This is a genomic window from Streptomyces sp. E11-3 (assembly GCF_046540415.1).
Taxonomy (GTDB): Bacteria; Actinomycetota; Actinomycetes; order Streptomycetales; family Streptomycetaceae; genus Streptomyces.
In genome coordinates, this window is sequence record NZ_JAZGRL010000001.1 from 3,548,074 (window position 1) to 3,570,620 (window position 22,547).

25 protein-coding genes and 1 pseudogene are annotated in these 22,547 nt (G+C 70.8%); 9 read left to right on the plus strand and 17 right to left on the minus strand.

Features of this window, described 5'->3' with window-relative positions:
• Nucleotides 1-210 (plus strand): annotated as a pseudogene (locus U9R90_RS16275) (TetR family transcriptional regulator); the annotation flags it as partial.
• An 11-nt stretch (nt 211-221) separates the two neighbouring features.
• Here the strand turns inward: U9R90_RS16275 and U9R90_RS16280 are convergent.
• Complete coding sequence (locus tag U9R90_RS16280) at nt 222-1,628, minus strand: FAD-binding oxidoreductase (protein WP_411057159.1); 1,407 nt, start codon at nt 1,626-1,628, stop codon at nt 222-224.
• A 233-nt stretch (nt 1,629-1,861) separates the two neighbouring features.
• Between U9R90_RS16280 and U9R90_RS16285 the strand changes: the two genes are divergently transcribed.
• Nucleotides 1,862-3,547 (plus strand): serine/threonine-protein kinase, encoded by a 1,686-nt coding sequence (locus tag U9R90_RS16285; protein ID WP_411057160.1) that lies wholly within the window; start codon nt 1,862-1,864, stop codon nt 3,545-3,547.
• A 6-nt stretch (nt 3,548-3,553) separates the two neighbouring features.
• On the plus strand, nt 3,554-4,744 hold the full coding sequence (locus tag U9R90_RS16290; protein WP_411057161.1) for a hypothetical protein: 1,191 nt from the start codon (nt 3,554-3,556) through the stop codon (nt 4,742-4,744).
• On the opposite strand, the gene U9R90_RS16295 is transcribed toward U9R90_RS16290, so the two are convergent.
• The gene (locus U9R90_RS16295) at nt 4,741-4,923 is read right to left on the minus strand and encodes a hypothetical protein (protein WP_411057162.1); all 183 of its coding nucleotides are present in this window, start codon (nt 4,921-4,923) and stop codon (nt 4,741-4,743) included. The genes U9R90_RS16290 and U9R90_RS16295 overlap by 4 nt on opposite strands.
• A 157-nt stretch (nt 4,924-5,080) precedes the next feature.
• Here U9R90_RS16295 and U9R90_RS16300 point away from each other — a divergent pair, with 157 nt between their 5' ends.
• Complete coding sequence (locus tag U9R90_RS16300; RefSeq protein ID WP_411057163.1) at nt 5,081-5,845, plus strand: PP2C family protein-serine/threonine phosphatase; 765 nt, start codon at nt 5,081-5,083, stop codon at nt 5,843-5,845.
• A gap of 9 nt (nt 5,846-5,854) precedes the next feature.
• On the opposite strand, the gene U9R90_RS16305 is transcribed toward U9R90_RS16300, so the two are convergent.
• The 4 genes from U9R90_RS16305 to U9R90_RS16320 all read right to left on the minus strand — a co-directional run bounded on the left by U9R90_RS16305 (nt 5,855) and on the right by U9R90_RS16320 (nt 7,915).
• Nucleotides 5,855-6,070, minus strand: coding sequence for a hypothetical protein (locus U9R90_RS16305; RefSeq protein ID WP_411057164.1), 216 nt, complete (start codon nt 6,068-6,070; stop codon nt 5,855-5,857).
• Between the two features lie 16 nt (nt 6,071-6,086).
• Entirely contained in the window at nt 6,087-6,479 is a 393-nt protein-coding gene (locus U9R90_RS16310) for a carboxymuconolactone decarboxylase family protein (RefSeq protein ID WP_411057165.1), read from the minus strand.
• Nucleotides 6,480-6,622: 143 nt separating this feature from the next.
• On the minus strand, nt 6,623-7,132 hold the full coding sequence (locus U9R90_RS16315) for a nitroreductase family deazaflavin-dependent oxidoreductase (protein WP_411057166.1): 510 nt from the start codon (nt 7,130-7,132) through the stop codon (nt 6,623-6,625).
• A gap of 339 nt (nt 7,133-7,471) precedes the next feature.
• The gene (locus U9R90_RS16320) at nt 7,472-7,915 is read right to left on the minus strand and encodes a MarR family winged helix-turn-helix transcriptional regulator (RefSeq protein ID WP_411057167.1); all 444 of its coding nucleotides are present in this window, start codon (nt 7,913-7,915) and stop codon (nt 7,472-7,474) included.
• 115 nt (nt 7,916-8,030) lie between these two features.
• Here U9R90_RS16320 and U9R90_RS16325 point away from each other — a divergent pair, with 115 nt between their 5' ends.
• Nucleotides 8,031-9,056, plus strand: a complete 1,026-nt coding sequence (locus tag U9R90_RS16325) for an SMP-30/gluconolactonase/LRE family protein (RefSeq protein ID WP_411057168.1) — start codon at nt 8,031-8,033, stop codon at nt 9,054-9,056.
• 61 nt (nt 9,057-9,117) lie between these two features.
• Here U9R90_RS16325 and kdpC read toward each other — a convergent pair whose 3' ends face one another.
• From kdpC to kdpF, 4 genes are read right to left on the minus strand one after another with little or no spacing between them, the layout of a single operon-like run.
• Nucleotides 9,118-9,735: a potassium-transporting ATPase subunit KdpC gene (kdpC, locus tag U9R90_RS16330; protein WP_411057169.1), complete on the minus strand. Its 618-nt coding sequence runs from the start codon at nt 9,733-9,735 to the stop codon at nt 9,118-9,120.
• Between the two features lie 5 nt (nt 9,736-9,740).
• Complete coding sequence (gene kdpB / locus U9R90_RS16335) at nt 9,741-11,831, minus strand: potassium-transporting ATPase subunit KdpB (RefSeq protein WP_411057170.1); 2,091 nt, start codon at nt 11,829-11,831, stop codon at nt 9,741-9,743.
• Entirely contained in the window at nt 11,828-13,492 is a 1,665-nt protein-coding gene (kdpA, locus tag U9R90_RS16340) for a potassium-transporting ATPase subunit KdpA (RefSeq protein ID WP_411057171.1), read from the minus strand. The genes kdpB and kdpA overlap by 4 nt, the downstream gene beginning before the upstream one ends.
• A 9-nt stretch (nt 13,493-13,501) precedes the next feature.
• Complete coding sequence (kdpF, locus tag U9R90_RS16345; protein ID WP_411057172.1) at nt 13,502-13,591, minus strand: K(+)-transporting ATPase subunit F; 90 nt, start codon at nt 13,589-13,591, stop codon at nt 13,502-13,504.
• A gap of 320 nt (nt 13,592-13,911) precedes the next feature.
• Here kdpF and U9R90_RS16350 point away from each other — a divergent pair, with 320 nt between their 5' ends.
• Nucleotides 13,912-14,250: a cupin gene (locus U9R90_RS16350; protein ID WP_411057173.1), complete on the plus strand. Its 339-nt coding sequence runs from the start codon at nt 13,912-13,914 to the stop codon at nt 14,248-14,250.
• Nucleotides 14,251-14,324: 74 nt separating this feature from the next.
• Here U9R90_RS16350 and U9R90_RS16355 read toward each other — a convergent pair whose 3' ends face one another.
• Nucleotides 14,325-15,353 (minus strand): DUF3533 domain-containing protein, encoded by a 1,029-nt coding sequence (locus U9R90_RS16355; RefSeq protein WP_411057174.1) that lies wholly within the window; start codon nt 15,351-15,353, stop codon nt 14,325-14,327.
• Between the two features lie 189 nt (nt 15,354-15,542).
• Here U9R90_RS16355 and U9R90_RS16360 point away from each other — a divergent pair, with 189 nt between their 5' ends.
• Nucleotides 15,543-16,562, plus strand: coding sequence for a rod shape-determining protein (locus tag U9R90_RS16360; RefSeq protein ID WP_411057175.1), 1,020 nt, complete (start codon nt 15,543-15,545; stop codon nt 16,560-16,562).
• A 137-nt stretch (nt 16,563-16,699) separates the two neighbouring features.
• Here the strand turns inward: U9R90_RS16360 and U9R90_RS16365 are convergent, their stop codons facing one another.
• The 5 genes from U9R90_RS16365 to U9R90_RS16385 all read right to left on the minus strand — a co-directional run bounded on the left by U9R90_RS16365 (nt 16,700) and on the right by U9R90_RS16385 (nt 20,276).
• A complete protein-coding gene (locus U9R90_RS16365) occupies nt 16,700-17,623 on the minus strand; it encodes an alpha/beta fold hydrolase (protein WP_411057176.1) in 924 nt (307 codons plus the stop codon).
• 91 nt (nt 17,624-17,714) lie between these two features.
• Entirely contained in the window at nt 17,715-18,167 is a 453-nt protein-coding gene (locus tag U9R90_RS16370; RefSeq protein ID WP_411057177.1) for an FxLYD domain-containing protein, read from the minus strand.
• 34 nt (nt 18,168-18,201) lie between these two features.
• Nucleotides 18,202-18,675 (minus strand): hypothetical protein, encoded by a 474-nt coding sequence (locus U9R90_RS16375; RefSeq protein ID WP_411057178.1) that lies wholly within the window; start codon nt 18,673-18,675, stop codon nt 18,202-18,204.
• 73 nt (nt 18,676-18,748) lie between these two features.
• The gene (locus tag U9R90_RS16380; protein ID WP_411057179.1) at nt 18,749-19,318 is read right to left on the minus strand and encodes a GNAT family N-acetyltransferase; all 570 of its coding nucleotides are present in this window, start codon (nt 19,316-19,318) and stop codon (nt 18,749-18,751) included.
• 46 nt (nt 19,319-19,364) lie between these two features.
• A complete protein-coding gene (locus U9R90_RS16385) occupies nt 19,365-20,276 on the minus strand; it encodes a hypothetical protein (RefSeq protein ID WP_411057180.1) in 912 nt (303 codons plus the stop codon).
• A 241-nt stretch (nt 20,277-20,517) separates the two neighbouring features.
• Between U9R90_RS16385 and U9R90_RS16390 the strand changes: the two genes are divergently transcribed.
• Entirely contained in the window at nt 20,518-20,766 is a 249-nt protein-coding gene (locus U9R90_RS16390; protein ID WP_411057181.1) for an SCO4226 family nickel-binding protein, read from the plus strand.
• Nucleotides 20,767-20,920: 154 nt separating this feature from the next.
• Entirely contained in the window at nt 20,921-21,310 is a 390-nt protein-coding gene (locus U9R90_RS16395) for a DUF6368 family protein (RefSeq protein ID WP_411057182.1), read from the plus strand.
• A 60-nt stretch (nt 21,311-21,370) separates the two neighbouring features.
• Here U9R90_RS16395 and U9R90_RS16400 read toward each other — a convergent pair whose 3' ends face one another.
• Nucleotides 21,371-22,489: an IS630 family transposase gene (locus U9R90_RS16400; protein WP_411057183.1), complete on the minus strand. Its 1,119-nt coding sequence runs from the start codon at nt 22,487-22,489 to the stop codon at nt 21,371-21,373.
• Nucleotides 22,490-22,547 lie beyond the last annotated feature (58 nt).

A 22,547-nucleotide genomic window follows, 5' to 3' on the forward strand; every position in this document is an offset into this window, starting at 1 on the left:
CCGGACACCGCCCCAGCCCCCGCCCTGGCCATCGCGCCGCGGGCCGACGCCGCCCTGATCGCCGCGGCCGACCGTCTGCTGTTCCGGCGTATCCAGGAACTCACGCTGGCCGGCCGCACCGACGACCAGATCGAAGCCACGCTGCTGCCGGAAGCCGACCACCTGGGCGCCCTCCTCGCCGCCGCCCTCGGCAACCGCCCACCTGCATGACCTGGTGACCTTCAGCCCGCCGGAGCGATGTTCTGGTTGGAGCGGAAGACATTGGCGGGGTCGTAGCGCCGCTTGAGCTCGCGCAGCCGGCGGAGCTTGCCAGCCCCGTACGCCTGCTGGACGCGCTCCGCGCCCTCGTCCATGAGGAAGTTGACGTAGACACCGGCGTGGTAGGGCTCCAGCGCGGACCAGGTGTCGCGCACCCACTGGCGCTCCTCGGCAAAGCCGCCGGCGGTCTCGCGGTTGCCGTTGATGTTGAAGGTGTGGCCGGTGCCGCGGCCACCGACCGCGGTCTCGTCCTCGCCGACTCGGGCGACGGCACCGCCCAGCTGGAAGATCACGCAGGTCGAGAGCGGCGAGGCGATCCGCAGGGAGCGCTCTGCGGTGATGTCGATGACCTCGTCGGTGAGCCGGTCGATGTCGCAGGCCCGGAAGTAGTACCACCACCCGGGCCGGAAGGACGGATCGAACATGGACTGATGCTGTACGAAGGGCTTGGGCGCACACAGGTCGAGAAGCGGCTTCCCGAAGGCCCGCAGCGGCCGTAGGACCTCCTCACCGGCCTCGACGTCCCCGGCGTAGCAGCAGATCACGGCGACGACGGGCGTGCCGTGCAGCTCCGGCGGGATGGCCGCGAGTGGCGGGGCCTTGCGGTGGACGACGACCGTCGTCAGCTCGTCCGGCACGTCGGTGATCCAGTCCCGGTAGAAGCGCAGGACGCTCGGCGCCTCCTCCATGGGCCACAGGATCGGTCCGGCGACCACCGTGGGACCTACCGGGTTGAGCCGGAACTCGAACTCCGTGACCACGCCGAAGTTACTTCCCGCGCCGCGCACGGCCCAGAACAGTTCGGGTTCGCGGGCCTCGCTCGCCGTGACGAAGGTGCCGTCCGCGGTGACCATGTCGACCGACAGCAGCTGGTCGACCGTGAGCCCGTACTTGCGCATCAGCCAGCCGATACCGCCGCCGAGTGTCAGCCCGGCGAGGCCGGTGTGCGTCACGATCCCGGAGGGTACGGCCATGCCGAAGTGCTGCGTCTCCCGGTCGAGCGCCCCGAGCAGCACCCCGGCCTGGGCCCTGACCGTGCGGTTCTCCGGATCCACGCGGATGCCGTTCATCTCCGACAGGTCGATGACGAGCCCGCCCTCACACAGCGACTGCCCGGGGAAACTGTGGCCCCCGCTCCGCACGGCGACAGGCAGCCCAGTGTTCGCCGCACACCGCAAGGCCGCGACGACGTCGGCGACACCGGTGCAGTACGCGATGAGGGCGGGAAACTTGCTGATCGAGCCGTTCCAGATCTTCCGGGCCTCGTCGTAGGCCAGGTCGCCGGAGCGGACCAGCCGACCGGAGAAGGAACGCTCCAGCTCCTGGAAGGCTGTCCCGTCCAGTGGTACGGCTGCGGCGGCTGCGTTCACAGGTCACTCCTCGCCCAGGCGACCTCTCCTTCAAGCCTCCCACCGGGCAGGTGCCGGTGCCAGCGCGGCAGCGGCCGCCCGGGGTCCGCGCGCCGGATCCTCGCACCCGGCTGCTCGCGTCCCCCTCCGACTGGCGCCCAGACCCGGCCACTTAGGCTGCTGCTGCTCCCGCTGGTCAGCGCATCAGTCGACCAGGGGATCAGGGGGACGGCAAAACAGGGGGAAACGGGCCGATGAACCACGCGACTGAGGTGTTCCAGCCGCTGCAGGCGGACGATCCGCTCCTGGTGGGCGGATACCGCCTCGCCGCGCGACTCGGCGCGGGCGGCATGGGCCGGGTCTACCTCTCGCACACGCAGGGCGGCCGGCCTGTGGCGATCAAGGTGGTACGGCCGGAGCTGGCCGACGACCCGGACTTCCGGCGGCGGTTCCGCCGGGAGGTGGAGGCGGCCCGGCGGGTCAGGGGCGCGTACACCGCCGAGCTGATCGACGCCGACGCGGACGGCGTACCGCCCTGGCTGGCCACGCTGTACGTGCCCGGGCCGTCCCTGGCGGAGGCCGTCGCCCGGCGCGGACCGCTGCCGGTGCCCGCGGTGCTGTGGCTGGTGGCGGGCGTGGCCGAGGCGCTGCAGGCGATCCACGGTGCGGGAATCGTGCACCGGGACCTGAAGCCGTCGAACGTGCTGCTGGCCGCCGACGGACCGCGAGTGATCGACTTCGGCATCTCGCTGGCCTCTGACGCCACCTCGCACACCGCCACCGGCAGTGCCGTCGGCACGCCCTCGTTCATGGCTCCCGAGCAGGCGTCCGCGGGTGAGATCACCGCGGCGACCGATGTCTTCGCGCTGGGCCAGACGGCGGCGTTCGCGGCGCTGGGCAGGCCGCTGTACGGGGACGGGCCCTCGGTCAGCGTGCTCTACCGGATCGTGCACTCCGCCCCTGACCTGTCCCTGCTGCCCGAGCAGCTCCGTCCGCTGCTCTCCCGGTGCCTGGCCGCTGACCCGGAGGAGCGGGCCACCCTGTCGGAGATCGTCGCGTGGTGTCGGCAGCGGCTGGGCGGGGACGCCGACGCGGGCGCGGGGCCGGCCGTCTGGCGGGAGGTCATGGGGCCGCAGGTGACGGTCCCGTCGCCGGTCCCCGACCCCACCCCCGTACACACGCTGCCGTTGGTCGCACGGCCGCGGTCCGCATGGTCGCCGCCCGTACGGCCGCTGCCCGCGGGGCCGGACGAGCGGCGGGCGCGCAGGCGGCGTACCGCACTGGTCACGGCCGCGGTCGTGACGACGGGGGCGCTGCTGCTGACGGGCTTGACGTGGAGCGTCAGGAACGCGGCGGACCGGTTCAGCGACTGGGCCGCGGACGCGTCGTCGACGCCTGGTCCGGCGACGCCCACACCGTCGTCGGGGTCCACACGGTCGTCGGAGTCCGCACGGTCGTCGGGGTCGGGACCCGAATCCCCGTCGGCATCCACGCCGAAGTCGGGGTCCGGTGGCCGGACACCGGAGGCGTCACGGCCCTCCGCGACCGCGCCCACGGCTCCTCAGGCGACCCCGTACCCCGTCCTGTGGCTGGACGAGAAGAACTCGCTGAGCATCAAGGAGCCGGTCAGACGCAAGGACCGTAAGGGGGACATCCGCTTCGTCTGCGGGGAGCACAGCTGCGCGCTGGAGAGCGACACCAGCGTGATCACCCTGCTGTACAGCAAGCCGGGGGCCACCCTCGATTCGTGCCGTCTCGCCCTCACCGGCGCCGACAGCCGCCGCCTCCCGCTGGCCGCGGCGGCGGCCGGCAGCGAGATCTGCGTCAAGCACCCCTCCGGGGACATCGCGCTGTTCGTGATCCAGGTGAAGTCGACCGCGCTGCCGAAGGCCGGGATCAGCTTCGTCACCGGGGAGATGACGGTCTGGCGGGCGGGCTAGGCAGCCATGAAGAAGCAGGAACATGAAGAGGCATACGGGGGAGCGGGGGATCCGGTGGAGGACTGGGCGCGGCGGCATCGCAAGCTGCTGTGGAGCTCCGTCTGTACGGTGCTGGTGCTGGCCGTTGTCGGGTTCTCGGTCCGGGCGCCGGTGAAGGACTGGTGGCTGGCGCGTGAGGCGTGCGGGGGCGAGCTGCCCGGTGGCGATCTGGAGACCGTACGGACGGACGCGCGGCTCGGCGAGGAGCGGGAGTCCTTCGACGAGGACCTCGGCCAGTACCACTGCGTGCTGACGAGCGACCGGGGCAAGGTCGTGGTCGCCGTCGACGCCTATCTGGACGGGCCGGACCGGGACGAGGAGCTGCGCTTCGTCGGCATGTCCCATCCGCCGCGCGCCGTGCTGCCGGGCGGGCTACCCGGCTTCGAGGACGACAACAGCCGCGTCTTCCTCATGCCCAAGTGCCCGCGCGGCGGCAAGGGACCCGCTGCGGAACACCGCAGGCTGCTGGTGGGCACCTGGACGTACTTGGCCAGGAGCCGCGAGGAGAAGGCGGCCATGCTGCGGCTCGCGGTGCGCATGACGAACGTGGTGACCGAGAAGCTCGGCTGCGGTGGCGAGCCGCTGCCCGCGCCGAAGGACGGGGCGGTACCCGACAGGGGCGAGTATCTGCCTCGCGCGCGGGCGAAGGGCACCGCCTGCGACGCTCTCGCCACCGCCCGCGTCCCGGCGGAAGCACGCGACGGGGAGGTCCGCGTCGCCATCGCCGACGGCGGCGTGGTCGGACGGTGCACCCTGCGCGCGCCGCGGGAGTCCGGCGAAGACGCGTACCGGGTCGACGGCAAGCGACGGGGCAGACTGCTCGTCGAACTCACCAGCTGGCGGGGTGACTGGGGCACGAACCTGCGCGAGATGGGCTCGGGCCCCGACCCGCTGCCGATGGGCGACACCGCCTGGAAGCCCGCGCTGTCCGAGGACAGGGCGTGGGCCGTCGCCCGGTGCGACGGCGAGAAGGCCGGATTCGCCGCGCACTGGGGCTACGACTACCCCCACCGGGAGAAGCACGAGAAGTACGAGCCCCCGACGGCGGCCGAACGCGCTGAGCGGCGCGTGCTGCTGCGCGAGTACGTGACCGCGTTCGCGAAGGACCAGGTGCGGCGCGGGAACTGCACGGGGCTGCGACTACCGGCCAACGACTAACGCGCCGCGGCCAGCGCGACATTCGCCGCGATGGGGAACGCCAGCCCGTTGGCCGCGCAGGGGGTCAGTTCCTCGGAGACCTCTGAGGCGATCCGCTCCCGGTCGGGCTCGGCGATCTCCGGGAGGGGTGCGGCCCCCAGGAACGCCTCCACCCACTCGACCGGCTCCCCGAGGCGCACGACGCCGCCACCCGCACGCTCCTCACCGGCCTACGGCACCGGTACGACCCGGACGGTGTGTTCCGCCCCGCGCCTACTCCAGGGTGACCTCGCCCCCGGCGCGCGACAATGGTGGCAAGGGGGCACGCCTGTCGTCACGGAGAGGCGGGAGATCGAGGTGCCGTACCTAGCGGTGACTGCCCTGAGCCATGTCGGGCTGGTTCGTGAGCACAACGAGGACAGCCTGGTCGTCGGGCCATGGACGATGTGCGGGACCGAGACCGAGAACCCCCAGACGCTGTTGTTCCCCCTCGGCAGACCGCTCGTCGTCGCGGTCGCCGACGGGCTCGGCGGGCAGCCGGCCGGCGAGGTGGCCAGTGCGCTGGTCGTACGCCAGCTCGCCTCGCTCGGCCCCTCACTGAGTGACACGGAGGCCCTCGGCGACGCTCTGGACCTGTGCAATCGCGCGCTGTATTCGGTCGCCGACGGCCGTCCGGAGCTGACCTCGATGGGCACCACCGTCGCGGGCGCCGTCGTGCGGGAGGAGTCGCTGCTGGTGTTCAACGTCGGTGACAGCAAGGTGTTCTACGTGGCTCAGGACGGGACTCAGGACGAGGCTCAGGACGGGTTGCGCCAGGTGAGCGTGGACGACAGCCCACCGCCGGCGCCGGGACACCGCACCACGTCCCTCGTCACGCAGACGCTCGGCGGCAGTCGCCTGTTCAGCGCCGTCACCCCCCATATAGCGGCCTTCGAGCTGTCCGCGGGCGACCGCTACCTGGTGTGCAGCGACGGCCTGACCGACCCGGTGCCCGACGAGGCGATCGACGGTCTGCTGCGGGTACACGACGGCGGCCGAGCCGCCTTCGAACTGTGGCACGCCGCCATCGAGGCCGGAGGCCCCGACAACATCACGCTCGCGCTCATCCGCATCGCTGAGTAGGGCAGGCCATCAACCCACGTCGTTCTGGTCTTTGTGCTCGTTCTGCAGGCGCGTCGTCTGTACGTCGTAGTCGTCCAGAATCCGCCGCAGGTCTGCCAGCGCCTCCTCGGGCATGTCCGGGGGAGCGGACTCGACCACGTAGCGGCCGGCGGCGACGAGTGAGGCGAACTCGTAGGCGTGTGCGGTGGCGCGCAGGACACCGGGCCGGGCCCACTCCAGGTGCATGTTCAACCCTTCGACATCAACCCTTTGACGACAGGTACTGCTTGATCTGTTCCAGCTCCCGGGCGAACCCGTCGTAGTCCTCCCGCATGCCGTTCAGATAGCCGCTCCAGCCGAGGCTGTTCTTCGCGTAGTGGACCGCTTCCTGGATCTCCTCGTCCGTGGCCCCGAACAGCTTCGCCGCCTCGGTGTGGAAGAGCGTGCAGTACCGGCACTTCGTCTCGGAATGCAGGGCGATCCCGATCAGTTCCTTGTACTTGTTCGGGATCAGCGTCTCGCCGAGTTCGAGCCTCTTGAAGATCTCCCACTCGGCGTCCAGCAGTTCATCGGGGATGCCCGCCATGAAGTGCGGCACAAGACCCAGGGTTTCCTTGATCTCGGCCTCGACTTCGCCGCGGCTTCGGCCAGTCATGTGCGACCACTTCCTCTCAGCCTCGCCGATCAGATGGTCCCTCTAACCAGCCTAGGAGGCTCCGCGCTCCTCTGCGACCGCTGGCGAGGCGACCGCTGGCGACCTGTGGCGGGTCGGCTGACCTGCGGCATCCGCATACGTGCCTAGGGCATGTCGGGCGCCTGCCCGCGCGGGCTCAGCCTGATCAGCGGTACGCCCTCGCGCCGGTCCGCGCCCAGGGCCGCGAAGTCGGCGCTGCTCCGCGGCGCATGCCCGAGGGAGTCCATCAGTTTCGCGGCCAGCCGGGGGTGCCGCTCGGCGTACTCGGCCAGTCGGCGCCCCGACTCCTCGGGCGGGAGCGGCACCGCCGTGCCCTCGTACTTCCGCCAGCCGACCTGGTAGCAAACCCTGGGCTGCGCCAGGACGTTGCGGAGCCACTGCGAGCGCTCGCCGTATCCGGAGGCGATCAGATAGCTGCCGGGTTGTTCGTCCTGGGCGACCACTTCCAGTACGACCTTGCGTGGCTGGCCACTGACGCGCCCGATGTGCGTGAGCAGCACCAGCCGGTGGCCCAGCAGGCCGCCGAGTCCGATCCGGTAGAGGCTGATGGGCGCCCGCAGCACGACGCGCCGCAGCGCGGTCCGGGGCGGGCCACCCTTGAGCGGGTTGAACATGCGTCCCCTTCCGGATGTCGGCCGGTTCAGGCCGCAGCCGCTCCAACGTACCTCGCGGTCCTCCTCCTTGGCCTTCGACGAGTGTCTCGACATGAAGGTTCGCGGGTGCCGTGGCGAGTTGGCGGATCAGACGCTTGACCCTGGTGAGTGGGTACCCCGTCGCCGGGGGCGGGACGGCGGCGTCGCCGAGATCCGACAGCAGGGGGGCCGCGCCACAGACGGAGCGCGGCCGCCAGCATCCCCGCTGCCCCTCGGGGGTCGTCCCTCGAACTCACGCCTGCCGTACGAGCACTCGCCGGAGGTCGAATTGCGAGGGTTGTCCTCCAGAATACGCTTGAGCTAGACCGGGCGGACGGCGTCCAGCAGGGTGGTGCAGCGGCCCAGGAGGGCGACCAGGGACTCGCGTTCCTCGTCGGTGAATTCGGCTGCCAAGGCGCGCTCGACGCGTACCGCTCGGGCGTCCGCGTCGGACAGTACGGCCTTGCCCTCTTCGGTCAGCCGGGTCTCCAGCACGTTCTTGTGCCAGGCGTGCGGGGTGCGGGCGATCAGGCCGCGCTCCTGGAGGTTCTTCAGGACCGTGTTCATGGTCGGTGGGGTGACCCCGCAGGCGCGGGCCAGTGCGGCGGCCGAGATGCCCGGGCTCTCGGCGAGGCAGAGCAGGGCCGCGTACTGGGCGACGGTCACGCCCGCCGGCTTGAGCACGGCGTTCTTGGTCGCGTTGAGCGCCTGCTCGGCGCGCTTCACATGGGCACCGAGGCGTTCGGACGCGGGCATGGACGTCATCTGCGCATCGTAACGGCGATGACGGAGGTGAGGGTCTTGACGATAGTTAGGGTTCTAATTAGTGTTCGTTGTCGATTCATTGTTAGGACTCATGCTATAGAGAAGGTAGGCACCTGTGTCCCAGCTCGCCTCACACCTCCGTCTCCGCCCGGCCGCGGTCCTGCTGGCCCTCGGGCTCGCCCTGCCCGCGACGCCCGCCGTGGCAGAACCAGCCGGATTACCGCACCACCGCGTCGCCACCGCCCACGAACTGCCGGGCGACCGCGTCTACCCCGAGGGCATCGCCGCCGATCAGCGGACCGGTGACCTCTATGTGGGCTCGTACACCACCGGCGCCGTCTACCGGATCACCCCAGGTCAGCGCACCGCCACCGTGTTCCTGCCCGCGGGCACGGACGGGCGGGACACCGCCAACGGGCTGAAGGTGGACCGGGCGGGGCGGCTGTGGGTGACCGACTCCACCGCGGGGGTCGCGGTGTACGACGTACGCACGCGCAGGCTGCTCGCTCGCTTTGATGTGGAGGATGGGGAGGGTGAGACGGAGGGGGCGGAGCAGGAGCGGCCGTTCTTCGTCAACGATCTCGCTATCGCGCCGGACGGCAGCGCGTATCTGACCGACTCGATCCGGGCGGTGATCTACCGCGTCACGCCTGACCAGCTGGCCCGTGGCGGGCGCTCCGTGCTCCGCCCGTACGTCGACGTCGGCGGCGACCTCGATCCGCGGCCCGTCGGCACGTTCACGCTCAACGGCATCGTGGCCGACCCCGCGGGGCGCTTCCTGCTGGCCGTCGACATGACCGGCGGGGATCTCGTACGTGTCGATCTCCGCTCGCGCGAGGTGCGCCGGGTCGCCCTCAGCGGCGGCGACCTGGTCCACGGCGACGGCCTCGAACTGCGGCACGGCAGGCTCTGGGCGGCGCACAACGCCTCGCAGGAGATCAGCCGTTGGCGGCTCTCGTACGACGGGACCCGGGCCCGTCAGGAGCGCCGGGTCGGCGACGAGGCGCTGCAGATCCCGACCACCCTGGTCCGGCACCGCGGCCGCACCCTCGTCGTACGGTCGCAGTTCGACAAGGGTGGGCCGATGGGGCCGGGGACGCCCGAGACTCCGTTCACGGTGGCGGTGGTCCGGGGGGTCTAGTCCGGGGACCCGGTCCCGGGATCCAGTCCCGGGACCTGGTCCAGGGATCCAGGCCCGGGATCTAGTCCGCCGCCGCCACTCGCTGGAGGGCGATGTTGAGTTCCAGGACGTTCACGTGGGGCTCGCCCAGGAAGCCCGCCGTACGGCCGCCGGTGTGCGCGTCGACCAGCTTCCGTACCCGCGGCACGGTCAGGCCGTTCTCGCGGGCTACCCGCTTGACCTGGATGGCCGCGTACTCCGGTGAGATATGCGGGTCGATGGCCGACGCGGAGCCGGTCACCGCGTCCTTGGGGACCTCGGACTCCGGCACCTGGTTGAAGGCCGCGACCTGGCGCTTGGCCTTGGCGACCGTCTTGAGGAGGGTCGGGTCCGAGGCGCCGAGCTGGCTGGAACCCGTGGACAGCGGGTCGTAGGCGCTCGCGGACGGGCGCGGCTGGAACCACTTGGGGTCCGGCCGGTCCGTGCCCTTGAGGTTGAAGGTCTGGCCGACGAGCGTGGAGCCGACCTCCCTGCCGTCGGCCTTGACCAGCGAGCCGCCTGCCTGGTCGGGGAAGGCCGCCTGGGCGATGCCGGTCACCGCCAGGGGGTAGGCGAGGCCGGTGACCACGGTCAGGACGAGCAGGGCTCGGAACGCGGCCAGCAGGAGTCGGCCGGTGTTCGATGCGGCGGAGTGGGCCATGGGGGTCAACCGATCCCGGGGAAGAGGGAGATGAGCAGGTCGATGAGCTTGATGCCGATGAACGGGGCGATCAGGCCGCCCAGGCCGTAGACCGCGAGGTTGCGCCGGAGCATCCGGTCGGCGCTCATCGGCCGGTACCTGACGCCCTTCAGGGCGAGCGGCACCAGGGCGATGATGATCAGCGCGTTGAAGACGACGGCGGAGAGGATCGCCGACTCCGGCGAGCTAAGGCCCATGATGTTGAGCTTGTCCAGCGACGGGTAGGCCACCGCGAACATCGCCGGGATGATCGCGAAGTACTTCGCCACGTCGTTGGCGATCGAGAAGGTCGTCAACGCCCCTCGGGTGATGAGGAGTTGTTTGCCGATCTCGACGATCTCGATGAGCTTGGTCGGGTCGGAGTCCAGGTCCACGAGGTTCCCGGCCTCCTTGGCGGCCGAGGTGCCGGTGTTCATGGCCACACCCACGTCCGCCTGGGCCAGCGCGGGGGCGTCGTTGGTGCCGTCGCCGGTCATCGCGACCAGCCTGCCCCCGGCCTGCTCACGCTTGATCAGGGCCATCTTGTCCTCGGGCGTGGCCTCGGCCAGATAGTCGTCGACCCCCGCCTCGTGCGCGATCGCCTTGGCGGTCAGCGGGTTGTCGCCGGTGATCATGATGGTCTTGATGCCCATCCGGCGCAGTTCGTCGAACCGCTCGCGCATCCCCGGCTTCACCACGTCCTTGAGGTGGATGACGCCCAGGACGCGGGCGCCCTCGTGGTCGTCGACGGCGACCAGCAGCGGCGTACCGCCCGCTTCGGCGATGGAGTCGGCGAGCGCATCGGCGTCGGCGGCGACCGTGCCGCCGCGCGCCCGCACCCAGGCCAGGACCGAACCGCTCGCGCCCTTGCGGACCTTGCGCCCGTCCACATCCACCCCTGACATACGGGTCTGGGCCGTGAAGGGCACCCACTCCGCATGCGCCAACTCGCCCTGGTGGCGCTCGCGCAGGCCGTACTTCTCCTTCGCCAGTACGACGATCGAGCGGCCCTCGGGCGTCTCGTCGGCCAGCGAGGAGAGCTGCGCGGCGTCCGCGAGTTCGGCCTCGGTGGTGCCCTTGACCGGGACGAACTCGGCGGCCTGCCGGTTGCCCAGGGTGATGGTGCCGGTCTTGTCGAGCAGGAGCGTCGAGACGTCACCGGCGGCCTCGACCGCCCTGCCGGACATGGCCAGGACGTTGCGCTGCACCAGGCGGTCCATGCCCGCGATACCGATCGCGGACAGCAGCGCGCCGATCGTGGTCGGGATCAGGCAGACCAGCAGCGCGGTCAGCACGACCAGGGTCGTCTGGTCGCCCGCGCCCGCGTAGTCGGCGAACGGCTTGAGGGTGACGACCGCGAGGAGGAAGACGATGCTGAGCGAGGCCAGGAGGATGTTCAGCGCGATCTCGTTGGGGGTCTTCTGCCGGGACGCGCCCTCCACCAGGTTGATCATCCGGTCGATGAAGGTCTCGCCGGGCTTGGTGGTGATCTTGATGGTGACGCGGTCGGACAGCACCTTCGTGCCGCCGGTGACGGCCGAGCGGTCGCCGCCTGACTCCCGGATGACCGGGGCCGATTCGCCGGTGATCGCCGACTCGTCGACGGAGGCCACGCCCTCGACGACGTCTCCGTCGCCGGGGATGAGATCGCCCGCCTCGCACACCACCAGGTCACCGACGCGCAGGTCCGTGCCGGGCACCTGCTCCTCGCGGCCGTCCACCAGGCGCCGCGCCACCGTGTCGGTCCTGGCCTTGCGCAGGGTGTCGGCCTGCGCCTTGCCGCGGCCTTCGGCGACCGCCTCCGCCAGGTTGGCGAAGAGTACGGTCAGCCACAGCCAGGCCGCGATGGCCCAGCCGAACCAGTCGCCCGGGTCGCCGACCGCCAGCACGGTGGTGGCGACCGAACCGGTCAACACCACGAACATGACCGGGGACTTGACCATGATCCGCGGGTCCAGCTTCCGGAACGCGTCCGGGAGTGATCTGATCAGCTGCCCCGGGTCGAAGAGGCCGGAGCCGACCCGCCGTTCGCCGTCGGACGGCTGCTGTACCTGTACGTCGGTTACCTCAGTGCTCATGCCGCGAGTCCTTCAGCGAGCGGGCCCAGCGCCAGCGCCGGGAAGAACGTCAGGCCGGTGATGATCAGGATCGCCCCCACCAACAGCCCGGTGAACAGCGGCTTCTCGGTCCGCAGAGTGCCGGCGGTCGCCGGGATCGGCCGCTGCTCGGCCAGCGAGCCCGCGAGCGCGAGGACGAACACCATCGGCAGGAACCGCCCGACGGCCATACACAGCCCGAGCGCCGTGTTGAAGAACGGTGTGTCCGCGCCGAATCCCGCGAACGCCGAGCCGTTGTTGTTGGACGCCGAGGTGAAGGCGTACAGCACCTCGGAGAAGCCGTGCGCGCCCACGTTGGTCATGGACGACTCGCCCTTGCCGAGCGCCATCGCCACCGCCGTGCCGATCAGCACCAGCGCCGGTGTGACGAGGATGTAGCAGGCGGCGAGCTTGATCTCGCGGGTGCCGATCTTCTTGCCCAGGTACTCGGGCGTACGGCCGACCATCAGGCCCGCGATGAACACCGCGATGACCGCCATGATCAGCATGCCGTAGAGGCCGGAGCCGACACCGCCAGGCGCGATCTCGCCGAGCATCATGCCAAGCAGCAGTACGCCGCCGGACAGCCCGCTGTAAGAGTCGTGGAAGGAGTTGACCGAACCGGTCGACGTCATCGTCGTGGAGACCGCGAACAGTGACGAGCCGCCCTCGCCGAAGCGCTGCTCCTTGCCCTCCATCGCGCCGCCCGCCAGCTGCGACACCGAGCCGGGGTGGGCGAACTCGACCCAGGTCACGGCGACGACTCCGGCGAACCAGATGACGCCCATGGCCGCGACGATCGCGTACCCCTGCCGGACGCTGCCGACCATCGTGCCGAAGGTGCGCGGCAGCGAGAACGGGATCAGCAGCAGCAGGAAGATCGTCAGGAGGTTGGAGAAGCCGTTCGGGTTCTCGAAGGGGTGCGAGGAGTTCGCGTTGAAGTAGCCGCCGCCGTTGGTTCCCAGGTCCTTGATGGCCTCCTGGGACGCGACCGCGCCCGGACTGATCGCCTGCTGCTCGCCGGTGAGCGTGGTGACCTGGTGGATGTCGCCGAAGTTCTGTACGGCACCGGCCGCGACCAGCAGAATCGCCGCGATCACCGAGACCGGGATCAGGATGCGTACGACACCGCGCACCAAGTCGGCCCAGAAGTTGCCCAGTTCGCCGGTACGGGTGCGGGCGAAGCCGCGGATCAGGGCGACCGCGACGGCGATGCCCACCGCCGCCGAGACGAAGTTCTGTACGGCCAGGCCCATGGTCTGGGTGACGTGGCTCATCGCCGACTCACCCGAATAGGACTGCCAGTTGGTGTTGGAGGTGAAGGAGACCGCGGTGTTGAACGCCTGGTCCGGGCTGATCGGCTTGAAGCCCAGCGACAGCGGCAGCTTGTCCTGGACCCGCATCAGCAGATACAGGAACAGGACGCTCACCGCAGAGAACGCCAGGACGGCCCGCAGATAGGCGGGCCAGCGCATCTGGGCGTCGGGGTTGGCGCCCACCGCGCGGTACATCAGCTTCTCTACGCGCAGGTGCTTCGGGGAGGCGTAGACGCGCGCCATGTAGTCGCCGAGTGGGCGATGCACCAGGGCCAACGCCGCGATGAGCGCGGCTACCTGGAGCACGTCTGCAAGTACGGGGCTCATGGTCGGCGCTCAGAACCTCTCGGGGTTGACGAGGGCGAGGACCAGGTAGCCCAGCAGGGCGGCGGCGACGATCAGGCCCACGATGTTCTCGACGGTCACAGCCTCGCCACCCCCTTGGCGATAAGGGCCACCAGGGCGAATGCCGCGACCGTGGCGACGACGAAGGCCACATCGGCCATCGTGAGCTCCTGAATGAAGTGAAGGAATGGGATCACGCCGGCGGGTCCCCGGTACGCGAACCCGCCACCCCGAGGAAACCTCCACTTCTGGCCTGTTCCGATCGCCGTTGACGCCTCCCATACGACGGTTTGGCCGCCCTTGACGGCTCCTGTACGACAAACTCTGAGTTGCGGCTTGCGGCACACGCGGAAGGCTTGGTTCCGTAAGTCGGCCGCCTCATCGTTCAAGGGAGCGAGCACATGGGAGACCCCGTCGCACACCTCACCGCTGTCGTCGACGAGCACCTCGCCGCGGCCCGGACCGCCGAGCACGGCCGCAGTGCGCACCTGCTCGTACACGACGGCGCCCTGCGCCAGAGCGTGATCGCGCTGACCGCGGGCACCGTGCTCGACGAGCACAACACCCCGCTGGCCGCGAGCCTGCAGGTGCTGCGCGGCCGGGTACGGCTGACCTCGGCCGACGGCGACGGCGCGGAGCTCTCGGCAGGGCAGCTCTGCCCCGTGCCGAGGGAGCGGAACGGTCTGACGGCCCTGGAGGACTCCGCCGTACTGCTGACGGCGGTCACGGCTGTCGCCTAGCCGACCCGGTCAGCGCGCGCCGACCCGGTCAGCGCGCGCCGGGGCGCATCAGCGCGTGTCGGGTCCCGGCGCCGTCACTGGCGTACCTCGCTGGCCTCGACCGCGTCCCGGCCCTTCCCCAGCGACGAGAACAGCAGGGTCACCAGCGCGCCACCCGCGCACCAGGCCGCCAGGACCAGCAGCGGGCCGGTCATCGCGTGCCCGTCGAAGTACGCGATGGAGCGCGCCGCCCAGGTGCCAGCGCCCGGCGGCAGGGCGGGCCCGATCTCCCGCCAGAACGGTGGCAGCAGCGGGTACTGGTAGGCGCCGCCCGCGCTGGGGTTGCCCGCGATCACGATGACCAGCACGGTCAGGCCGATGCCGACGATCCCGGCCATGCCCTGGAAGGCGAAGGTGGTGGCCCCGGCCGCGAACACCACCAGCGCGCCCAGGCCCCACAACCCCAGCACGCTGCCGGGCAGCGCGCCCAGGATCGGGCCGATGACGACGGACCCGAGCAGGCCGAGTGCCGCGGAGAACACACCGAGGGCGAGCAGCCGGATCGTCGCCCGCGTCCGGTTGGCGGGCCGCGCGCCGAAGCTGACCGCGAGGATCGCGGCACACAGATAGCCGCCCACGGACCAGCCGACCACCAGGTAGAACGCCGAGAGGCCGCGCGCGTCGCCGTTGTCCGCGGGGAACACGTCCTCGGGCGTGGCGGTCCGCTGCTGTGCCGCCTCCGCCTCCCCGACGATCTCCGTGAGCGCGTCGGCCGCCGCCGCGCCGCCACCGCTCGCGAGCAGCAGCCGGTCGGTGTCGGCGGTCGGGTCGACCACCAGCGCACCGTAGATCTTCCGGTCCTCCAGCTGCTCACGGGCGGCCTGCTCGGAGTCGAGTGCGCGCGGGTCGAGCGGTGAACCCGGCAGTTGCTTCAACCGGGCGACCGCCTGCGCGCGCACCTGCTCGGGAGCGACCACGCCGAACGCGATGTCCTTGGGCTGCGGCTTGTGGAAAGCCCCGGCGTACGAGGCGATGAACAGCACCCCGAGTGCCAGCACGCCCAGCATCAGCAGGGCCGCCCGCGGCCGTACCGCGTCCTTGATCTCTCCCAGGAACATGCGCATACGGCCAGCTTCGGCGGGACCGGGCGGACCCGCTGACTGAGTACGGCCGATCGGTGCGGGGCCGCCGGTACCGCCCCTCGCCGGACCCACCCCAAAGCACCTCAGCGCTCGCCGAGGTGCGCACGGGGTGCCAGGATCGATCCGGGCGGGGACCTGACCAGCGGGAGCAGGCAGCAAAGGGAGCGACCCATGCGCCGAATACAGCGGATCTTCGCACTCGATCTGGGCAGCTCTGCCCTGCGCCTGTGCGTCGACGACGAGGAGCAGGTGACCTCGGTGCCGTCGGTCGCCGCCGTGAACAGCTCGGGGACCGTGGTGGCCCGGGGCACCACGGCCCTGTCGATGCGCGGCCGCGCCCCCACCCATGTGGACATCGTGCAGCCCGTCGCCCGCGGGGCCGTGATCCACCAGCAGATAGCCACCCGGCTGCTGTACGCCAGCCTCTGCGACAGCGGCCCGCTCCGCGCCCTCAAGGACTGCTACGCCGCCGTGTGCGTCCCGGACGAGGCGACGCCCCTGGAGCGGCGGGCCCTGGCCGAGGTCTGCCACGAGGCCGGGCTGGGCCGGGTGCGGCTGATACCCAAGTCCCTGGCCGACCTGGTGGGCCTGGGACTTCCGGTGCACGAACCCACGGGGGCGCTGCTGGTCGACGTGGGGGTCGAGCGGACCTCGGTGTGCATGATGAGCATGGGACACGCCACGCTGGCCCGGACCGGCGACTGCGGCGGCCGGTCCGTGAACCAGGCGCTGATCCGCCATCTGCGCACCGTGCACGGCCTCACCGCCGGTGACGAGGCCGCGGAGGCCGCCAAACTCCGGCTCTGCGCTCTCACCAGCGCCGACGACCACATCCTCGTACGAGGCAAGGACCTGACCGACCGGTCGCCGCGCTCCCAGCGGCTGCCGCTCGACGAGGTCGCCGAGGTGACCGGACCCGTGTGCGACGAGGTGGCCCGGCTGGTCCAGTCCGCGCTGGAGGACAGCCCGGCCGAGCTCGCCCACGACGTCCTGGACCGTGGGGTGCTGCTCGGCGGTCGCGGTGCCCTGCTGCCGGGCCTCGCGGTCCGCATCCGCGACCACATCAACGTCCCCGTGCACCGGGTGGGCCTGGACGGCGCCACCGGCGTACTGGGCGCCCACCGGCTGGCCCAGAACGCGGCCCGGCACCAGGGCGAGCTCTCCGAGTACGTCCCGCTGGCGCTGACCTGACGGCACGCCGCCGGGCCGCCATCCGACCGGCCGGGCCCGCGGCGTTGCAGGTCATGTGGCGGAGCTGTCCTGCGGCGCCGTGCGGCGAGGGTGCGTGCCGGGCGTCGGGGCGCAGGCGGGGGTTCAAAGACAGGCTCTCAGCGCGTCGCGTCCCGGTTGAAGGCCGAGCGGGCCCACAGGCAGCGAGGATCACGGTCGTGTCGGTGTGCTACTTCTGCGGGGCNCCCCTCCCGCGCCGGGTCCGCCGCCCACGCGGCGAAGTCGGGGAACCGCTCCTCCGCCCCCGCCGACATGTTCGCCAGCCAGCCCCGCGCCACTCGCTTCGGGTCGGGGTCGCCGCTGCTGTCCAGCACCCAACGGTCGGTGTGCTGAGGGTACTTCTGCGCGTACACGGCACCCACATAGGTCCCGTACGACACCCCCCAGGCCGACAGCTTCTCCTCGCCCAGCGCCTGCCGGAAACGGTCGATGTCGCGCACCTGGTTCGCGGTGGAGATGCTGCGCAGCACGGCGCCTCCGTGGCGGTCGCAGGCCTCGGCGAGCCGCCGCGACCGGGCAACGTTCGCGCCGATCTCACCGTCCGCACCCGGCCAGGACCGCAGGTTCACCAGCCGCCGGTCATCCGCGTCCAGCTCACAGCTCGCCGTCGTACTGCCGTTGCCGCTCACCCCGCGCGGGTCAAGGCTGACGACGTCGTACGCGCCCGCCGTCTCCGTCTGGAGCGCGGCGCCCTCCTGACCCAGCATCCGCACCCCCGACCCACCGGGCCCACCAGGGATCAACAGCAGCGTCCCGCGGCGCGCCTCGGGCCGGTCGCTCAGCAGCCGAGTCGCGGCGAGGGTGACCTGCGGGCCGCCCGGATCGCGGTAGTCGAGCGGTACGGACAACTCGGCGCACTCCTGACCGTCCGGCCCGCCCGGCTGGGCGCACGCCCGCCAGGCGAGGGACGGGGTGGTGGTGCCTTCGGCGGCACGAGGCGCCGGGGCGGCGGCGGTCAGGGTCGCGGCGACGGCCGAGGTGGACAGAGCGACAAGGAGGGCCTTTGAGGTGTAAGTACGCATGAGACAAGGGTGGTTGAGCGGCCGCCTGCTTCCCATCCGGCGAGCCGGTGTCCAGTGGTGGGGCTATCCCCCGGCCCCCACCAGCACGGGGTCAGTGCCGCAGAGCCGCCCCCACCTCGGCCTTCACCTCGCCGGACAGCTTCCGCGAGCTGCGCGCCGTGGCCTCGCCGGACTGCCCCGCGGGCACGTCGGAGACGGTCACGACGACCGCGTCGAGCAGATTTCCGCCCTCGTCACGGAAGTTGACCTGCACCGCGAAGGACTTCTGGGACCCCTCGGTGTTCTCGGCCGTCACCGGCACCGTCGTACGCCCGTCGCCGTCGGTGCCCGTACTGCCCAGCCGTACCGCGTCCTTGGCGTTGACGCCGCCCTTGATGTCGTCCAGCTTCCGCTGGGCGGTGGACGCGGCGTCCGAAGCGGCCGACGCCACCCTGCTCGCCAGGTCCGACGGGCTGCTCCCGTCCTCCTCCGAGCAACCGACCGCCCCTACGACGACGACCGCCGCCAACGCGACCGCCGCCACCTCACGCCGTACGTCCCGCATCGCACACCTCCGCATGCCTGTTCGCCCTCTCAGCTCAGCGAGAGGGCGACGATCCGGCGTCGGCGCGGTCCGAACGATCCGCCGGGTCCGAAGTGTCAGTGCACAACGCCCAGATGACGAAGACACCGATGGCCACCGAGATGAACGCCCAGACCGGCTGGTACGGCAGCCAGACGAAGTTGACGATCACCACGGCACTCGCGACGGCGACGCCGACGCCCTTCGCCCAGTCCGCTCCCTTCAGGATGCCCCACCCGGCAACAGCGACCAAGACGCCGAAAACGAGGTGAATCCACCCCCAGGCAGTCAGGTTGAACTTGTAGACGTAGTCACCCAGCCGTGCGTACACGTCGTCCTTGGCAATGCCCGCGATGCCATGGAGCACCCCAAGCACCCCGTTCACCAGCATCAGCACACCAGCGAACAAGGTCCCACCGGACGCCCAGGCCGCCCCACCGTCGCCGCCGTCGCTCGCCTTGTCACTCATGGCCGCGCCGCCCTTCTCCATCTCTCGGTCAGAGAGCACCGAGCCTGCGGCCGTACGCAGGCCCGGGCGACCGGAGGCGGGCCATCCGGGTGACTCAGGAGCCGCCCAGGCGCCGGACGTGCACATGGCCATCGAGGGGATAGTCGGGCGGCGATGCGGGCAGCACGTGGTCGAACGCGTACCGGCTCTTCCGCGCGACCCGGCACGACGCCTCGTTGTCCACCTGGTGCAGGAGGTCGAGACGCTTGAGGCCCGCGCCCTCGAAGGTGTCGAAGGCCCAGCCGGTCAGCGCCTCCAGAGCTCGGGGTGCCACTCCCCGCCCGCGAGCGTGTGCCGCGGTCCAGTAGCCCACCTCGGCGCCGGGTTCACCGGGGGCGACGTCCTTGAGGACCACCTGCCCCGCCAGTTCCTCTTGCCCTGCCCTGGATCGCACCTCAAGAACCGCGAAGGAGAACCGGCCCCCCGCAGCCCAGGCCCGCTCCTGCTCCTCGACCCAGCGCACCCCGTCCGCCTCGCTGTCCACACGATGACTCGTCCAGCGACGCAGTACGGGATCCCGGCACACCTCGACGAGTGCGCCGATGTCCGCCACGCGCCATGGCCGAAGCACGAGAGCGGGCGCGGTCGGCGTCGCGGCCGCATGCAGTACGACGGATGTATCCACCGGCCGATCATATGCAGCCGCAGCCCCTCCTCCTGAGCCGCGCCGGTCACGCCCGTCCCGGCAGCCACCACCCCGCACCGCCCCGTGGCCTTACCGCCAGGACCTCCCGTACGCGGGCAGCTCCCACGGCGGCGGTCGTGGCGTGCGCCGGAGGCGGCGCCTGCGGGGGCACGCCCGCGCAGGTGGCGCAGAGACCGGTGAGCTGGCCGCGCGGGAGCGGACCGCAGCAGTCCGCGCACTCGGCCAGCGGCTGAACTGGCTCTCGGGGCACGGGAGTCCGGCTGGTCAGGCGGTACGAGAGCAGGGCTGCCGGGGAGCGCACGGGCTGGGGCAGATCGGTGGTGAGCGCCTGACACAGGTCCGCCTCCGTCGCCCCCGACTCCAACCACCGGGCGGCCAGCGGCGCGAGCCGTACGATCTCGGGCGCCCCGAGCCGCAGAGCGGGCGCGCGGTCGCCCATGCGGCCGAGGAACGCGGTCGCGCGGACCAACGCGCCTTCCGAGGCGGGCGGGTTGGTGGTGTTCTCCTCCATGTTCTCCCCCTTGGGGGATGCGCCGACGGCCTGGCCGCCCTGCCGCCCGGCGGACGGGGTGTGGTCACTCGGGGGCAGCTGCCCGCCCCGGCGCCCGTCCCTGAAGGCTGCGGCGATCTCATCCTCGGTCGTCAACGCCACGTTGGAGACCAGCACTTGGGTGGTCCAGCGCCCGGTCTCCGGAGCCTGGGCGCGACGGGTGTGCAGGTACCCCTCCTGCTCCAGCTGCTGCCGCGCCTTCCTGACCGCCATCCTCCCTTCGGGCATCTTCTCGCCGATGGACTGGATGGTGTCCCTCGACCCATCGGGGAGGGACAGCGCCCACTGAAGGAGGCGTACGGCGGTACCGTTCAGGCGGGGATGCCGAATGATGTCGTTCGGCGTCTGGGAGAAGAAACGGGTGGGCGAGATAGCATGCTTGAGCATCGCGGGTGGGGTCCTTGCCACTCGTTGGTGAAGGCCCTCAGTCGGTGGTTGCACACCGCTGGGGGCCGCTCCGTAGTTGCATACGAAGCGTGATGACGCGGTTACTGTACCGCTGTCCGGGTGGCAAGATTGACGAAGTCCGCCCATCCGTCGACCGGTTGCACCGGGACGATGCCAGGCGGACGATGGTGAGAGCAAGACTCCCACGACCTCGATAAACCAGACCGGAGGTGGCGGGGCTATGACCATGTTCATGGACGTCCACCACGACATGCAGGGCATCACGGCCGAGCAGCTCTCGGCGGCACACAAGGCGGATCTGGCGATCGAGTCGGAAGAGGGCGTGCACTTCGAACGGGCCTGGGCCGACCCCGACGCGGGAGTCGTGTACTGCCTGTCCGAAGCCCCCTCCGCAGACGCCGTGAAGCGCGTTCACGAGCGCGCCGGTCACCCGGCGAACGAGATCCACGCCGTTCCGATTTCCGTCTAGTGCTCTGACCGCATAGGTTCGCCGGGTTGGCGGCGTCGGTGCTCGGATCGGCTGGACTCGGTGTGGGAACAATGCGAGCGGTCGCGGAGCCGATCAGCCCTTCCCGCTGCCACTCCTCGGCAACACCTCCGCGGACGAGGAGCTCACGGCCCTGGTGGGATTCAATCCGCAGCGCGAGGACTGGTGTCGGCCCTTCCTGGTCTACTTGATGGGGCCGGGCGTCGGCGACGAGAGCACCTTCGAGGCTGAGCACGCGGACGAGCCCGAGGTGGAGGCCATCCTCGGCTTCAGACCGACCCATGCCGTCAATGTCAGCGCCTGCTGCAATCGCGAGATCGATCACGTGACCACGGCCCTGCTGACCGCCGCTGTCATGGACGTCATCGGGGGCGTGGCCAATGTCGAGCTGCTGGATGGACATGCGTCGGTCGTCGCTGGCCTTCCGGGGGTGTTGGGGATCGCGGGCGACGACTGGATGGCGCTGGGATCGGCGGAGTTCCTGCGGGCCTGGGTTGGGCACCCCGCCTTCCGGCTGGTCAAGTAGCCCAGACAGATTCGCGGCGGAGGGGGTGCTGTGACCTGGAACGTTCGCCAGGTCGCCTGATCATGCGGCGAGAGCGGGTCGGCCGCCCCAGCGGATGCCTTTCTCGCTGCGGATACGGGCGCGTTCCTTGCGTTCGGCGACCAGGACGTCATGGTGGCGGGCATTGGCATTGCGCCAGCGGAGGTAGCCGTGCAGGGCCCGGGTCTGCACGGTGTGGTTGGGGTGGTTCGAGTTGGCGATGGTGAACTGCCGCAGCGGTCCGAAGTGTGCTTCGATCGGGTTCGCCCACGAGGCGTAGGTCGGGGTGAAGCACAGCTCGACCTTGTGCTTCTTCGCCCAGCGACGGATGTCGGCGCCCTTGTGGGCGGACAGGTTGTCCAGGATCACGTAGATCGGTGCGCCGTCGGGCCGGGCGGCACGGATCGATCTCAGCGCGGCCAGCGTGTTCACGGCTCCCTTCTTTCGCCGGTTCACGCCCCACAGCCGGTCGTCGCCCACCGAGTAGCAGCCGTGGAAGTACCGGACTCCGTGGGTGCGGTGGTAGGTGGCCGGCAGCCGGTCGGGACGCCGTTGTTCGGCCCAGCCCGAGCCCGCGGTGGGCCGGATCCCGAGTGGGCCGTACTCGTCGAAGGCGAAGATCCGGTCCGGGAAGCGGTCCAGGACGTGCTCGATACGGTCCAGCTTCGCCTCCCGTTCGGGGTCCGGGGACTCCTTCCAGGTCTTGGTGCGCTGGAAGGTGACGCCGCGGCGGGCGAGCAGGCACCGTAACGCCTCACGGCCGATGCGGATCACCCGGCCGTGCACTTTGCGCAGGTAGGCGACCAGCTTGCGCAGCGACCAGCGGGTGAACGGCTGGCCGAGCTTGACCGGGCGGGTAGTGGCCGTCGCGATGACGAAGTCCTCGTCGTCATCGCTGAGTCGGCGGGGACGGCCTCCCGCCCACTGAGGGTCCAGGCAGGCCAGGCCCTTCTCATTGAACGCGTGGATCACATCCCTGACGGTGTCCTCGTCGGCCTGCACCAGCTGGGCGATCACCGGCACTCGGTTCCCACCGGCCGAGGCCAGCAGCATCATCGCCCGCCGGTAGCGAACCGAACTGGCGCTGCCCCGGCGCACGATCTGCTGCAGCTTCTGACCCTCCTGGTCGGTCAGTCTGCGCACACGGACGGGCTCGGCCACCGCGCCTCCAGCGGTCGGATCGGATGTCACCGCACATCCAACCGCTACGACCGCCAAC